The following is a 14,364-nucleotide window of genomic DNA, read 5'->3' on the forward strand; positions in this document are numbered from 1 at the left end:
AGACCAATTTAACCAATTATTTTCTATTCAAGATAAATATTGGCAAAAAATAACGGAGATTCATTTTTTACAACGTCAAATAAATATCACTAATACGCACATCATTCACTGGATCTTCACCATTCACTTGATTACATCGACGTAAAATGACATCGATTTTCGTGCCTTTTTTCACCCAACCTAAATCGACAGTAACATCCATTCCTAATGCATCGCCACCTTTGTAGCCATAGTTTTTCTTCACGTCAGGACGTTTGATCCCTTGAGAGGCAACACGAGTGATTTCTTCATTTGTGCCATGCTTCATGATCAATATATAAGCAAATTTACCGATTATACCTTCTGGTTTATCTGGCACTAACCATCCAGCAATTCGGACTTTCCCTTTACTTACTTCATTGAATTTTTCTAATTTTGCCCACGCGTTCCCTTGGTAAACAGCTTTACTTTCTGCGACTGCTTTATCATGGTCAGACGGTGTTTGTGGTTTTGATACTGTATTTGTAGAAGAAGTAGCTCCACTCAGTGATTCGCCTGTAATCGCTTCAACTATCCCTTTCGCAATCGCATCAAGATTTTTTGTTAGCTCATCAATATCCCGCTTGTTCGTAATGAATCCTAATTCGACCAATCGATAAGAAATACCTCGATTCGCAAAAACATTGCAATTTAATAGGTTTGACCTTCCCACAACGCCAGTGGGTTTCGATGATCCCCACAATCCAACATATTTCTCAATCACTTTTGCAATCGCAAGATCATTACTGTCCGCTTTAAATCGAGCATTGATAATCACATGACCATTTTCAGCGCTAGGATTGCTTGATCCATCTAAATGAAACTCTGTCACCGAAGCATAACCATTTACGTCATACGCGCCACCTCCAGCTTTTGTTTGTTGATACATATCTAGAGACTCATTGTAAAAATCAATCTGATTATTTTTTAGTTTTGCAGCCCATGCTTTTAGTTTTGGTCCTAAAATATTACGGGTAAACGTTGCTTCCTGATAGCCATTTCCCAGTGCTCCGGGATCACCTTGGCCATGTCCAAACACTACTAAATGTTTACTCATTTTCATCGTCTCCTTGTAAATGATTTGTTGGGAAATATTTTTCTTTTTTTACTTCAATTTCATCTTCTAGCCACTTAATTAGCCACATTGGAAATTTATCTTCCCAACCTAAAACAGCGATATTTGCCATCAAACTATAGAAATTATGGTAAATAAAAGCGAAGGTAAACAAACAAAAAATAATGGAGCCAGTACCTAACAAATAATCAAAGCCATAGGCAATCATGCAAATCACCAAGATTATAAAATCTCGAATAGCTGAATCGATCAGAGTCGTACTATTTTTCTTTTTACTTGTCGATAGTTTGGCTAAACTAGAACCCACAGCCCATTCCATAAGAAAAACTGCTAATAATATTCCAATAACAACTGCATGCTCAATGCCTAATTTCTTTGACGTAATCCAATCAGGAAACACAAAAGAAATTCCTCCACCAATTGCACCGAATACCCAACTACCGTCATGACTCATTTTTAAAAGTTGATTTTTCAACAGTTCTATCATTGTATTCACTTATTTTCTTCCTTTCATAAAAATAAAAAGCGCACTCATTTGAGCACGCTACTAAATGATTTTATTTTCTTCAATCTAACCAATATGAAAATGTATCTAAATAACAATATTTAACATCTTTGCCACTGTCATTTCCTACGTATAGATTTCCTGCGCTAGTGACAGCTATTCTGCATGAAGTACTCAATGAATTAGTTGCCCCTAAGCCCATTTTAGTATCAGAAGGGGTGAGTTCATCTGGCAATGTAGAAATAATATGTTGTTGTGTTTGACTAGGCAATGTATTACTTGTTGTGGTTACCGCACCTCTAAATGATAGTTTTTTATGACCATCTATTGTGTCAATTCGATACTTAGGACTAGTTCCGTCTCCTCCTTGATAACCTTCTGTTAGTGATAAATCTTGCCATTCCCCTAGAACATAAGTATTATTTTTCATCCAAACAACATTCGCCGTCACTACTCTTAAGTCATCAATTAGCATTGCAATATTATTAGTATTTGTTTCCACCTCTGTTTCCTTAGCAAAATTTGCTTCTATATATTCAGAAGTCAAATCCCAGACAAAGTCATTTGGATTGTCACTATCCTTAATTCCTGTACCAAAATATTTGTACATTCTTTCTCCCGTTACTTGTTTTGATAGATAAAAAGGCGCAATTAATAGATTGGGCTGGTATGGTGTAGCTGATTCACCTTCTTCAATTTTAAGTTCATTTTTAATTTTGATAGTACCTGTAAAGCCATTTAATAGTAATTGTAACCAGGCACTCGTTATCTCAGAAGGATCGAACGATACTTCATGTTGATTTGCCATTGTTTCTACTTCTACCCACTCATTTAATGGTAAATCACTTAACTTTATATGCAAATAAGAAAGAGAATCACTTTGTTTATTTAAGCGGTAAAGCAAATAGTTATTTGATGAAGCTGGATTATCTAAAAACACTTTGGTACTCATCGTGTATTTTTTATTCGGCGACAAAATTGGTACTTCTGTTTGTACATAAGCATTAGGATTTGTAGTGCTATCGGAAAGCGTGAATGTCGTCACATTTTCTTCACTACCTTTTGTTACTCCCGTCCCAACAATCCAGTTATTTGAGTCAATATTTCTAAATAAATTGGGATTTCCACTATAATCATAGTCCCCGAAGTCGACGCTGTTAGAGTACATGACAGATAAATTACTTCAATAATCGTCTAAACGTAAATACCAACTGATCGATATAGCGATCTTGATTTTCTAGTTTTAAATGGTTGGGATCCATTCTCTGAAAACGAATCGAACGATTTTGAATCAATGAAATAATATCTAGTGAATCTCCTGTTAAATCTTCTCTATTTTCTGAATAGAAAGTTAGATATAGATTTTGACCCACGCTATATTTTGGTTCAGTGATCATTTCTATTTCTCCTGTTTCGAGAATGAAGTAATTAAAATCATCAGGAAGCTCATCCTCGCCAACAGAGTCTTGAAAGAGTTTGAGCTCAAAATGTTCTTCTAAGGAAGTTTTGATAGCAGAAATTTGCTTATTTAAACGTTCTTTTTCTTTAGAATTATCAATCACCATATTCACCCACACTTTCAAGATAAAAATAGATATAAAAATTATCGTAATCGGCATAGATAACGTTGTAACGCATACTATCGATTACGATAAAATATTGATCTTTATTAAATTTCTTGGCGATTGGATGAAATGGAGTCTTTACTTTCTTAGTTAATTTCGACCCCATCGCATCCATAGCTGTTATATCGCTATCTCTCATGGAAAGATTTCTAAATTTTAGAGAAGTGATTTCTGTATCTTCTACGCCAATCTTTTTTCCTAATTCATTTCTTTTGGTAGTTTGCGTCAAAATTTTTAACCAACCATCGTTGAACGTTTCTTCGAGTCTACGATTACTCGCCATTCCCATCACCTGCAATATATTCTTGTAACGCATAATGTTGAATGAAACCTAATAACTCACTAGCGAAGTTCTGCTCAAACTCATCTAAAGCACGATTCCAGTCATATCTACATCTTTCGATTAGCAATCCGTATTCTAAGCTATCAGACGAAAAAGAAAGAGTTGTACTCACTTTACTTTGAAGATAAACAGCATTTTTAGCTATCATATTTTTAATTGATTCATCTTCTTCGTTCCAGGTGACGTAAATATTATCCTTCACAGCTGTTAGCAGTTCTTCAGTTACTTGTTCAGGCGTCATCTAACCACCGCCTTAATTGCTTTAGCATATGCGTAAGAGCATTTTTTCTTGTTTACAAATGATAAATCTTCATCAAAAGGCGTGGAAGTCACGTATCTCCCTTTGAAAAATAAATCTTCATCATTTGTTGTTACACCAGCATTATGCAAGATTTTTACTTCTTTAACTTTTTCTATTGGATCAGTAGCAAAACAAAAGTCTAATTCCTCGTGAACTTTAGGACCAATATTGAAATACATCATGTTCCAAAGCTGTGCCCACATCTCGGCTGTCCAAATCTGTATATTTGTTTTTTGCCCTCTAAGGTAGCGATATAGCCGATTAGAATCTAGATAAACCTTTTTCCAATAATTCGCTTTAGGACGGTTAATAACCCACTGTGCGCCTCCTGAATTAGTGTTTATAGTTTCCAAAGATTCTACTGTAACATTTACAATGTTTGCCATATCCTTTAGAATATTTTCTCCGTTTTCACAGCTTCTAATATAATCAAGGCTTAGATAACTACAACAGTCGCTACAATACCAAACATCATCTTTAGAAGGCAATTTACGCAAATTAATTCTTTTATTAAAAATGACATCCGAATCGATGTAGAAATATCTATCGGCTTCACGCGAATGATCTTCTTCTAAATATTTCCACCATAAATATGGTTTAATCGAAGGAATATACTCTTTATCGTCACGTAGATCATCGTACATATGAACTTCAACGCCATATTCCTTCTCAAAAAAAATAGGAATCTGATCATCGTGTCTGCTGAAAAGTAATACGATATCTTTGATTCCTAGTTTCTTCAGATTAGTTAAGCAAACTTCAAGCTCCCATTTAAACCGATTGATTGCCGGCTGACAAAGAATATACTTCATTCTGATCACCTACGCTTGTGTTGTAGTTGTTGTGGTTGTTGTGGTTGTTGTGGTTGTTGGTTTTGTAGTTGTAGTTCCCAAAGCGCTAATATCTAACACAATGAAACTATCGTTACGCTTAGGTTGTCCATTTGCATATTGTTTAGCTAGATAAATGCGTTCGTCTTCAACAAAATGGTATTCATCTGAAGCTTCAATTTTTAGTGTAGATCCTACACCCATGAAGTAATCTGAAGCTACCCCAATAACTGCTTTTCCTTCTGGCACAGCCGTTGACTGCAAGTCTGAAACTGGTACTGGCAATACTTGTACATATTCTCCATTAGCAGTTAGTACAGTTTTAGCTGGGAAAACTTTAGACCAGTAATCTGTTGGATTCACAATTAGGACCACATCAGAAGGATTTACATTACGATAAATCGGATCATCTACGCCTTCGATATTGAATTTTGATAGTCGTGCCATCAAACCGCCCATAGTTGAAGCATCTAAAGCTGTAATAGGTTCTGCTGTTTTTTCAGCATATTCTCCGCTAGTTTGTTGGCTCATGTCACGCATCATTCCGACTGGCATATCTTTACCAGTACCATCAACAATTGCTTGTTCTAATGCAATTCTCAATGATTCTACTAAAACAGTACGGACATAACGATCTAACCATACTGGACCCAAGTCAAGCATTGCCTTACATACAGGAATATAACCTGATAGCTTGAACTGCTTCATGTTAATTACGTCAAAGCCATTATCTAAAACTTTTTTAACAGCTTCGCAAAGTTTACCCCACCATGCTGGATTGACTCCACGTGACACAATCCATTCTGTTACACCAGTTGTGTTAACAAAAGTAATTTTTTGCAATAATGGATGAGATTGTTCTAGATCTTCAAATACGCGTTCAAATACAGTAGCTGGTACTAATTCTTCGACCCCTGCAAAACCTTCGTTATTCACTACTTCGTTATAGAATTTTGTTTCTTGTGTAGTTAACACCCGCTGACCACGGTTCATTAATACTAATTGATCTTGATTTTTTGTTGTTGCTTCTTCTAAAATTTTATCCTGAATTTCCTTAGATAAGCTTACCATAGCTGCACTAAAAGATTCTTCGTTACCATCTTTAAAAGCCTTCATCAATTGGTCGCTTGCAGCTGTTACACCTTTTAAATTTTTAACTGTCATTATTTTGCATCTCCTTGTCCAAATGTTTTATTTAATGCTGCTGTAAATGCAGCAATTTTTTCTACTCTTTTTTCCTCAACTTCATTCAAAATTTCTTCAACACTTTGTTCTTCCTTTACTTCAGTACCTGCGCTATTTTCTGCATCGATAATTTCATCGACCAATCCATAACTCAAAGCTGTTTCTGCATCCATAAACGATTCTTTTTCAAGAAGTTCTTGCAATGCTTCATCTGTACCGTTGAATCTTGTTTTATATGAAGCCTTTACCGATTTATCAATTGATTCCAGTTGGTCAGCAATCGTGCGGAAATCATCGACATTTCCTTCTCCGTATGTGGAAGCGCGGTGAATCATCAATTGTGCATTGTTGTAAATTTTTACAGTATCGCCAGCCATTGCGATAATTGAAGCAGCACTAGCGGCTAAGCCGTTAATCACAACGTTGATTTTTGCTTTATTTGACTTAAGTAAGTTCCCAATAGCAATCCCTTGAAATACGTCTCCACCGTTTGAATTAATCACTACTTCAATTTCTTCTTGATCACCTAGACTATCCAAAATATTTTTGATTCCCTTGTCAGTATTCCCTTCAAAGAACCAACTAGAACCAATAAATCCCTGAATAAAAATTTGCGGTATTGTGCCTTCATTATTTACCGCTAGAAATGTTTTCATTGTCGTCATTCGCCTCACCTCCTTTCGATACTTGTTGGTTGTTTTTAGTTATAAATATTTCATCTGCCATCGCCTTATCAGAACGATCATTTCCAACACGTTCTCTTCCTTCGTTGATTGTAAATACCCCATTTCTAATTCCGACATCAATAGCGTCAACCAAATCATTAAAGCTAGTAATCTTGATCATAGTTGTATCCACACGTACAAAATTCCCTGATAAGTATTCTTCTGCTTCATAGAGACTAGCGTTAAACGCATCCTGAATAAGTTCAGCAATTGGAATAATTTCGAACATTAAAAAAGCATCCACTTGATCCGATAACCCACTCATATCTCCCTTTAGTAGGTTTTTCGGAACATGAAAAGCTGCTGCCGTCATCTCAAAGATGTCGTCTATTAAGTTTTTTATATCTCTTGAATTGCTTTGAAAGTTTCCGCTAAAGTCTTCTAATGTGTACTCATTTTGTAATTGAAATACCGCACCTGCATTATCAGCTTCCATAAAAGCCTTAAATTGTGATGTCATCATTTTATTGATTTGATCTTGCGTTGTATTGTCTTGCGATCGAAATAAATTCCCTTTCAGCACGTATCTGCGAGCGTTAGAACGCTTGTAAACATTCATAGCACTAGAAATGAGTTTCCCATACGCTTGATAATACGCATCGACTAGTTGCCTAATTTGTTGATCTGCGTATTTTATATAGATAACATCGCTTTCTAGAAATTCTCTATCAAGAACTATATTGTTAATTTGCACTTGAGAAAACACATCATCTTTTAATGCATACTCTGTGACATCCCAACTATCCGCAATAAATATTTCGCTGGAATTATTAGACGGAGAAACAATCAATACTTCATTGTAGAATATTAATCTTCTGATCAGTTTTTTTCTAAATTCTGTTGCATTATTTTTCTTATTAGGAGCTACATTCAGCCTATAGTAAAGATCATTCTTTTTATTTTTTCCATCTTCATATGACTTGAATTCCGCTTTACTCATCGCATTTGCAATCAAATCGATACAAGTTTCAATCGCAAATTTTCGATACACAAAATCAACTTGCAATTTACAAAAGTATTCTTCTAAAGGAACCGTTGCTTTTTTTGTGAAGTATCCTACCGCCTTTTGAAAAATCCCCACTTTCTCACCTCCTTTCAAGTTAGAATACTAGAGGAGTAAATCCAGTTCCTGTATTTTCTACTGAGCTATTTGTGACTGTTAAAGGAGCAGAATCATAAATATCATCTAAAAAATTCAAACCATGAAGGAATGAAAAAAAGCCATCCGTTTTTCTAGTTTCAGGTTCTATTTTTTCATAGCGTATATTCCCATTAGAAATATGTTCTTCATATACATTCATGCAGTACCAACGCATAATTGCATCATCGCCAAAATATAAACGTTGATTAATAAAAAGATCATCAACCAGATCTTTTAACATGCCATGTGTAACAGATCCGCTTCGAACAATTTCCACAGTAAAACCTGCTTCTTCTAAAGCGGGCTTCAATATTTTTGCACGGTACATATCCATAGCGATTTTTTTAATGTAATATTTGTTACTCATTTCAAGAAACCAACCTACAATATAATCAGCTTCTATATTTTTCCCATGAACGATCTGTGATTTACCTTGATCTATAGAAATATCTATAACCTCTCGTTTTATGTTTTGTAATCGAAGAGCTGATTCGTGGATAAAAGTATGTTGTGTAAAATACACATCTTTATCATATTTCCCTAGCAACCCAACGCTAGCAAAATCTCGTCTATCAGCAAAATCGACTGTTCCTATCACTTCATCCATTTTTTCAGGGAATTCTTTTTCTTTCGTATGAAGAACATCATCATATGAAGCTACGGCAAAACGTGTATCTTCCATAGGTCTGTTCATTCGTTTCGTCATAAAGGTAAGTCTTAAACCTGCATTACGTTGCATTTGAGAGTATTCTTGAAACATTTTCCGTTTTAAATCTGCATTGTAATTAATAGTTGGACAAGCTTTTTCCCACATGTCGGGATCATCAACTTCATTATCGTTATCCAAGCGACAAATAAATGGAAATAAACTAGAAAATTCTGCTCCTTCTTTATCAATCCCAAGTTCTCCAGAAAGAATCATTTTTGATTCTTCTATAATGTCATCAAGCGGGCCACCTCGAACATGACCATTAGTTGTATCATAAAATTCTCTATAATCTCGAATTTTACCACCACCAGAAGTAGCCACATTTATCATTGAATAATCTTCATTTTCGTGAATTTCATCAAAGCGGTTTGCACCTGGTCGCTTACCATCTTTTGTTCTAGCGTTTGCCGTGTTATAACGAAGCTTGCTATTTGTAGCGATATTTTGAATAACTTCCTTCGTAGCTTTAAATACTTTTTTATCTAAATCAGGATGATCTTTAATTACTTTTAATACATCATCAAAACTAGTCTTTGCTTGACTTTCGTTATTGGCATAGATATCAATATCATAATTTTTAATACCGTGTTTTGCAGTCAGCAAGAAAAAATTGTTCCAAGAAGCAAAACCAGTTTTACCATTACCACGTCCCATTAACGAAAGATATCTATTGAACACTAATGTTTTATCTTTTTTCCATCGTATTCCGTAAATAAAACATTGTAGAAATTTTTCCCACGGTATTAATTCAAATGGAAAGTATTGTGCTGGTATATTGATTGAATCCTCCACCATCTGCTTATCGAAGTAAATATCTTCTCTAGTAAAGACTCTTTCTTCTAGATACTTCTTTAGCAATAATTGTTCTTTGCATACCTTGATAGTACCTTCTTCTATAGATTTGAACCACTTTTCAATATGCTTATAACTCAGGAATTGATTCATTTGCTTCACCTACCAATTCAGGAGTAATGGCAAGTTTATCCAACATCAATCCCATTTGTTTGTTGACAGAAACAAGCAACGCTACTGATTCATTCTTTTTACCATTCTCCAATCTAATGCCGTTCTCGGATATATCTTCTTCCAGTGATATCGCCGTTTCCCATAAACTGATATAACGATCAACATTATCTAAAAATGGCTCAATATTTGTTTTCTGACTTTCCAATTGGCTTATTAAAGAACGACGTAATTTTTCTCTGTAGCGATTTTGAGACAATTCGTTTTTAAACATTTTAGCCCTCCTTTCATGATAAAGTTCAGAAAAATCTCTTTTCCTGACAGCCCCCTCCGTTTCGTCATCCCCCCAAAAATTGCGATTTATTTTAAGGGGGGTTATCTGACCATCGGAATAAAAGCTTCAGCCAAGTCAATGTAATAATTAATCTCTTCTATGCCATATCCAAAAACTTTTTTTATTCTTTCAACGTTATTATCTTTATTCAATGCTTCTCTTAGTTGATTCACTTTGTATTTGTTGCAACAGTTATCTGATAACAGATCCCTGATCCCCACATAGCGAACGTATATCAAACGTTTAATCAATCCTTGTGTATAAGATGAATACTCTTCAATCTTTTCTGTGTCATACTCTCTGCCATTGTCATTGATGATCATGCACTTACCACCTTTCACTTGCATCGAAGTTAGCAAAGCTTTCTATCTTCTTCTCTTGTTTGTCCAACGCTGTAAGATATCTACCATGAACTTCATTATGATGTTCAACACATAAACACATAAGATTATCTAAATCTAAAGCTAAGTCAGGTCTATCCTTGACTTCCTTTATATGATGAACGTTCTCTACTCTATGATACTTACCTAGCCGTCTACACTCTTGACATTCATAGTGATCTCGTTTCATCGCTTTCTCTCTGAGTCTGCGCCATTTAGGAGACTGATAGAACTTAACCAAACGATCTTCTCTTATCAATTGTAATAGCCATCTATAGAATTCCTCAGTCATGGACTCGCCTCCCTTTATGTAAAATAAAAAGACCACTCAGCGAGTGATCTGGATTGATTTTCTATTTTCACATGATATAATAGAGATAGAAAAAGAGACGTGCTGGAAACACGCCTCCAATGTAGAACCGTTAAAAAGACGGTGGCTTTTGATAGTTTTTTTGTTTAAACCATCTTGCTTGCCCAAGCGAAAGATGGTTTATTTTTTATTGCCATCTTTGATAGCTAAAACTAACATCGCAAAAGCAATCATTAGCTGTAGCGCCTCAAATACTGACAATTCAGGCTCTCCTTTCTCTAGATTTGATACCTACATACATAAGCATCACCTCCTAGAATGGATTGCCACCATCTTTTCACTTTTCTACAATACATATTATAAAACAAGGTTAGCGGGTTTGCTAGCCTTATTTCTATGTACGCAACCTACACGTCCGCCTAGCGAACCACCTCAAACCCTCAATTCCACATCCTCAGTTGCTATTTATGCTTTTTGGGTCAGATACTTATCACACTGTCCGGTGTAAATAAGTCCTCCCAAAGTCGCTGGCAAGGAATCGAACCTTGCATAGTTGCCGAAGCATTGACCTAGCACGCATGCTTAGCGTCTACCCTTTCCGCCACAACGACATAATTAATAGATAGACAACAGTAGCTGATAAACAACAAAGATTTAGGAGGAGTTGAGTTCACATCCTTTATTTTTATTGTCTACTGCTGTCTATCAAGAAGAAGTTTAATAACCCGATGAGGGAGATTTCCTCCCTTCGTTTATTTGTCGAAGTCCTGTTTCCTAATCTTTCGACACTATCATAATATCACGTTAAATCGTTCAAAAACCCTACACTTTCCCTACAAAATCCCTATAAAAACCCTAAAAATTATAGATAAGCAATCAACGATCCTTTTTTATACGCTTCTGCAAATTCAATTAGTGCATTGGATTTTAATTTCTCTACATTTTTCTCTCCGTAACCGCAAATCAATTGACCGATTTCATAATTTGAATGCTTTTCAACGTCGCAGAAACTATAATAAAGTATCTGTCGGCTAATCAAACTAAGTGCCATTAAAGCTCCTAGAATCGCATTTCGTTCTATTTCAGCATCTGCTAATTGGATCATGGCATCTTCTGCTCTTTTTCCATGACTAGGAACTTTGGGCATATCTGTTATAACTGGTGATTTAATATCTACCAAAGAGCGACCTGCTATGCGCTCTAAACGTCTAAAATTCTTTAAAACACTTCTAGCATTATCTCTTGTTTGTTTGAAATTGACTTCTCGTAATAAATTCATCAAGCAAAAACGCTCCTTTTGTGTTATAATTAGAGAAGCTTCTAAACAATTACCCTTTTATGTAATGACAGCCAATTACTGGCTGTCTATTTTTATATTCTTTTTTAGGAAACGTTATCCCATAGGTCCATTTGGGGATAATGTCCTTCATCTTTCAATAAGTTGTAAATAAATAATCTGCCTTTTTGTGTCCACTTCGTACTCATAACTATTTTAACCGTGCCGTCAGATTGCTTGATTTCACTTGTATGTGATTTTGTGTAACCGCAATTCATATGCTTCTTATAAAGCAACCACTGACCACTAACCTTACGTTGTACGCCTAATTGATGTAGTAATTTGTTTAGCTGGATAGCTGACATACCATAATCTGCCGCAATTTGAGAAGTACTGACTGTATCTTTCGAAGCGAGAATCGTATCAAGATAAGTAATTTTAGGCTCGTACTCCGCTACCTTTTGTTCAGCTATCAATCGCTTGGTTCGTTCTTCTTTCAGCTTAGTTGCTACCTCAATTAGTAAATCAGGATTTGATTTGATACTTATTTTTGAAATTAATCACACCTGGAATTGTTATTTGCATAATTTTTCTCCTTTTCTAATTCTGCTAGTACTGCCTCAATTGGCTTGATTTGTTTATCTGGCTTTCTACGTCCATTCATAATATCCGACATGTAAGCTGTTGAAATATCAAGCTGTTCAGCTAACCAAGCTTGACTCTTGTCATGCGTAGCTAACGCCACACGTACTTTTAAAATGAAGTCCTGCGACATAACTAACTCCTCCTAAACATCCATTCTTGTTTGTCTTAATTCGAATTTCGTTACACTAGATGGTTCCCAACTATTAATAAAGTCCATCACCTTTTCGTAGTGTTTGGCTCTCAGTTGAGTCCGTGCTCCTACACCTGAAATCTTTTTGACTCCACTGTTTATATCTTTGAAAAGTAATCCAATAGTTTTACGATTTGAGCGATTAATTGAGTAGGCATCCGCTACTTCGTACACTCTTTTATTAATTCGAGAAGAAATAATGCTGTATTCACCTTGTGGTAACGGCTGATTTTCTTTTAAATCGAAAACTTCTTGTTCAATGACATCCACTCGTTGATTAGTTTCCTCACTTGCTTCTAAAGCTAGTAGTGCCAATCCTCTTTTTGTAGTTGGAATGGATACTGATTTTTCTTTTATTGTTTTTTCCATCTCATTGAATGCGTTTATATACTGCAATTTAAATTGCAATGCTTTCTTTCCAGTAAATCCCATAGCAAGCAATGTAAATCCATCACGATTCATAATTATTTGACGATATTTTTGTTTGTTTTGGGGATGAATATAAGTATCTTCGTAAAATAGGTCTGCATAATTTTGTGCCACCCCATCAAATGAGTCTGCGGAATTTTCCGCCACCCCTTCTTTCAGCTCATCGATGGCTTTTAGAACAACTTTATGTTCTTTCCCGAACACCTCCGCTACTTGCAAACTAGTCGTTACTGCTTGTTGATCTTTCATAATTACTAAGTTTGTCATATGTGTATCTCTCCCTTGTTAAATTCTGTAAGCTAATAAAATTAGCTAATTTTGTTGACACTTTCTACAAAGTTTTGTAGAATAAGTGCATAGTTAAATAAGCGCAGAATTACCCTATAAATTAACATTCTAAGTTTCCCGACCTCGAATTTGTTTACTTTATTAAGTGTCTTTCTTATTGCTTGTTAGCTTATTAAATTAGCTTACGAACATATATTATTATAAAGTTTTGTAGATGTCAACGATTATCTACAAAGTTTTTAAGATGTGTTTTAGGCATGATCGGAGAATCATTATTATGACAACATTTGAGAGAGTAAAAATGTTAGCAGATAAACGCAAAATATCTATTGTCGAATTGGAAGAAAAACTTAATTTTAGTAAAAATTCACTTTACGCGTGGAAAAAAAGTAAGCCATCCATTGATAAACTAAATGCAGTTGCTGACTATTTTAATGTCTCAACTGATTATTTGTTAGGACGCACAGATGATCCCAACATAGGAGTTGCACCAGAGGAAAGAAAACTAACCGTGGAAGAAGCTTTAGCATCTGTTATGAGTAGCGACGGAAAACCGCTCACCGATAATGATAGGGAAATACTATCAGCTATGATTGAAGCATATTTAGAGAAAAAAGATAACTAAATAAGTAGGTGAGTCATTTGGACAGTCAAATTGAAATGATAATTAATGAACTCGGCGTTAAGGTAGAAGAGCGTGAAAACCTTGATGCCGATGGTCATTATGTTGCTTGTATGAATACCATAGTAATAAAAGCTAATTTATCTAAGTATAGAAGACAAAGAACCTTATTACATGAATTAGGACACGCTTCTAAACATCATGATAATTATTTTTTATATAACTTAGCATTCTCTCTACATTCAAAAATGGAATATGAGGCTGATCGCTTCATGATTGAAAAATTATTAGATAGATATATTGCAAAGTCTGAATTAGAACCACACAATATCAATTACATGAAATTTATAGAAGATAATAATTTAAGCGTTCGCTTCGAACCACTTGTGAAAGAATTATTAAAAGCTCGCATCTATTGTTATGCAGCCCTCTAAAATTTTTTAAGCAAAAAAAGAACATACGTTCAAAAA

20 protein-coding genes and 1 pseudogene are annotated in these 14,364 nt (G+C 35.1%); 2 read left to right on the forward strand and 19 right to left on the reverse strand.

The window, feature by feature from the left end:
* Window positions 1–67: 67 nt before the first annotated feature.
* The 19 genes and pseudogenes from IGI47_RS12575 to IGI47_RS12665 all read right to left on the reverse strand — a co-directional run bounded on the left by IGI47_RS12575 (window position 68) and on the right by IGI47_RS12665 (window position 13,251).
* Window positions 68–1,075 carry an N-acetylmuramoyl-L-alanine amidase gene (locus tag IGI47_RS12575; protein WP_438784369.1) on the reverse strand — a complete coding sequence of 336 codons (1,008 nt, stop codon included), beginning with the start codon at window positions 1,073–1,075 and terminating at the stop codon, window positions 68–70.
* A complete protein-coding gene (locus tag IGI47_RS12580; RefSeq protein WP_205820637.1) occupies window positions 1,068–1,580 on the reverse strand; it encodes a phage holin family protein in 513 nt (170 codons plus the stop codon). Before IGI47_RS12580 ends, IGI47_RS12575 begins: the two co-directional genes overlap by 8 nt.
* Before the next feature lie 79 nt (window positions 1,581–1,659).
* The gene (locus IGI47_RS12585) at window positions 1,660–2,766 is read right to left on the reverse strand and encodes a hypothetical protein (RefSeq protein WP_438784370.1); all 1,107 of its coding nucleotides are present in this window, start codon (window positions 2,764–2,766) and stop codon (window positions 1,660–1,662) included.
* 10 nt (window positions 2,767–2,776) lie between these two features.
* A complete protein-coding gene (locus IGI47_RS12590) occupies window positions 2,777–3,163 on the reverse strand; it encodes a hypothetical protein (protein WP_438784465.1) in 387 nt (128 codons plus the stop codon).
* Window positions 3,153–3,506, reverse strand: coding sequence for a phage head closure protein (locus IGI47_RS12595; protein ID WP_024635620.1), 354 nt, complete (start codon window positions 3,504–3,506; stop codon window positions 3,153–3,155). Before IGI47_RS12595 ends, IGI47_RS12590 begins: the two co-directional genes overlap by 11 nt.
* The gene (locus IGI47_RS12600; protein WP_002343576.1) at window positions 3,496–3,807 is read right to left on the reverse strand and encodes a hypothetical protein; all 312 of its coding nucleotides are present in this window, start codon (window positions 3,805–3,807) and stop codon (window positions 3,496–3,498) included. The genes IGI47_RS12595 and IGI47_RS12600 overlap by 11 nt, the downstream gene beginning before the upstream one ends.
* A complete protein-coding gene (locus IGI47_RS12605; protein WP_438784371.1) occupies window positions 3,804–4,679 on the reverse strand; it encodes a hypothetical protein in 876 nt (291 codons plus the stop codon). Before IGI47_RS12605 ends, IGI47_RS12600 begins: the two co-directional genes overlap by 4 nt.
* A gap of 9 nt (window positions 4,680–4,688) precedes the next feature.
* Complete coding sequence (locus tag IGI47_RS12610) at window positions 4,689–5,861, reverse strand: phage major capsid protein (RefSeq protein ID WP_438784372.1); 1,173 nt, start codon at window positions 5,859–5,861, stop codon at window positions 4,689–4,691.
* Window positions 5,861–6,547, reverse strand: coding sequence for a head maturation protease, ClpP-related (locus IGI47_RS12615; protein ID WP_438784373.1), 687 nt, complete (start codon window positions 6,545–6,547; stop codon window positions 5,861–5,863). The genes IGI47_RS12610 and IGI47_RS12615 overlap by 1 nt, the downstream gene beginning before the upstream one ends.
* The gene (locus IGI47_RS12620; protein ID WP_151026973.1) at window positions 6,513–7,688 is read right to left on the reverse strand and encodes a phage portal protein; all 1,176 of its coding nucleotides are present in this window, start codon (window positions 7,686–7,688) and stop codon (window positions 6,513–6,515) included. The genes IGI47_RS12615 and IGI47_RS12620 overlap by 35 nt, the downstream gene beginning before the upstream one ends.
* Before the next feature lie 19 nt (window positions 7,689–7,707).
* Complete coding sequence (locus IGI47_RS12625) at window positions 7,708–9,402, reverse strand: terminase TerL endonuclease subunit (protein ID WP_438784374.1); 1,695 nt, start codon at window positions 9,400–9,402, stop codon at window positions 7,708–7,710.
* Complete coding sequence (locus IGI47_RS12630; protein WP_002286538.1) at window positions 9,380–9,694, reverse strand: P27 family phage terminase small subunit; 315 nt, start codon at window positions 9,692–9,694, stop codon at window positions 9,380–9,382. Before IGI47_RS12630 ends, IGI47_RS12625 begins: the two co-directional genes overlap by 23 nt.
* Before the next feature lie 101 nt (window positions 9,695–9,795).
* A complete protein-coding gene (locus IGI47_RS12635) occupies window positions 9,796–10,077 on the reverse strand; it encodes a hypothetical protein (RefSeq protein ID WP_438784375.1) in 282 nt (93 codons plus the stop codon).
* A gap of 4 nt (window positions 10,078–10,081) precedes the next feature.
* Window positions 10,082–10,426, reverse strand: a complete 345-nt coding sequence (locus IGI47_RS12640) for an HNH endonuclease (protein ID WP_438784376.1) — start codon at window positions 10,424–10,426, stop codon at window positions 10,082–10,084.
* A 198-nt stretch (window positions 10,427–10,624) separates the two neighbouring features.
* Window positions 10,625–10,705 (reverse strand): putative holin-like toxin, encoded by an 81-nt coding sequence (locus IGI47_RS12645; RefSeq protein WP_146897398.1) that lies wholly within the window; start codon window positions 10,703–10,705, stop codon window positions 10,625–10,627.
* A 601-nt stretch (window positions 10,706–11,306) separates the two neighbouring features.
* Window positions 11,307–11,723, reverse strand: coding sequence for an ArpU family phage packaging/lysis transcriptional regulator (locus IGI47_RS12650; protein ID WP_438784466.1), 417 nt, complete (start codon window positions 11,721–11,723; stop codon window positions 11,307–11,309).
* A gap of 104 nt (window positions 11,724–11,827) precedes the next feature.
* Window positions 11,828–12,253 (reverse strand): annotated as a pseudogene (locus IGI47_RS12655) (phage antirepressor KilAC domain-containing protein); the annotation flags it as partial.
* A gap of 23 nt (window positions 12,254–12,276) precedes the next feature.
* The gene (locus tag IGI47_RS12660) at window positions 12,277–12,495 is read right to left on the reverse strand and encodes an XRE family transcriptional regulator (RefSeq protein ID WP_438784377.1); all 219 of its coding nucleotides are present in this window, start codon (window positions 12,493–12,495) and stop codon (window positions 12,277–12,279) included.
* A gap of 12 nt (window positions 12,496–12,507) precedes the next feature.
* Window positions 12,508–13,251, reverse strand: a complete 744-nt coding sequence (locus tag IGI47_RS12665) for a Rha family transcriptional regulator (protein WP_047937697.1) — start codon at window positions 13,249–13,251, stop codon at window positions 12,508–12,510.
* Window positions 13,252–13,549: 298 nt separating this feature from the next.
* Here IGI47_RS12665 and IGI47_RS12670 point away from each other — a divergent pair, with 298 nt between their 5' ends.
* Complete coding sequence (locus IGI47_RS12670; RefSeq protein WP_047937696.1) at window positions 13,550–13,897, forward strand: helix-turn-helix domain-containing protein; 348 nt, start codon at window positions 13,550–13,552, stop codon at window positions 13,895–13,897.
* A 35-nt stretch (window positions 13,898–13,932) separates the two neighbouring features.
* Window positions 13,933–14,328 carry an ImmA/IrrE family metallo-endopeptidase gene (locus tag IGI47_RS12675; protein ID WP_002321996.1) on the forward strand — a complete coding sequence of 132 codons (396 nt, stop codon included), beginning with the start codon at window positions 13,933–13,935 and terminating at the stop codon, window positions 14,326–14,328.
* The last annotated feature ends 36 nt before the right edge of the window (window positions 14,329–14,364 follow it).

Source organism: Enterococcus sp. AZ191 (genome assembly GCF_051713845.1).
Taxonomy (GTDB): Bacteria; Bacillota; Bacilli; order Lactobacillales; family Enterococcaceae; genus Enterococcus_B; species Enterococcus_B durans.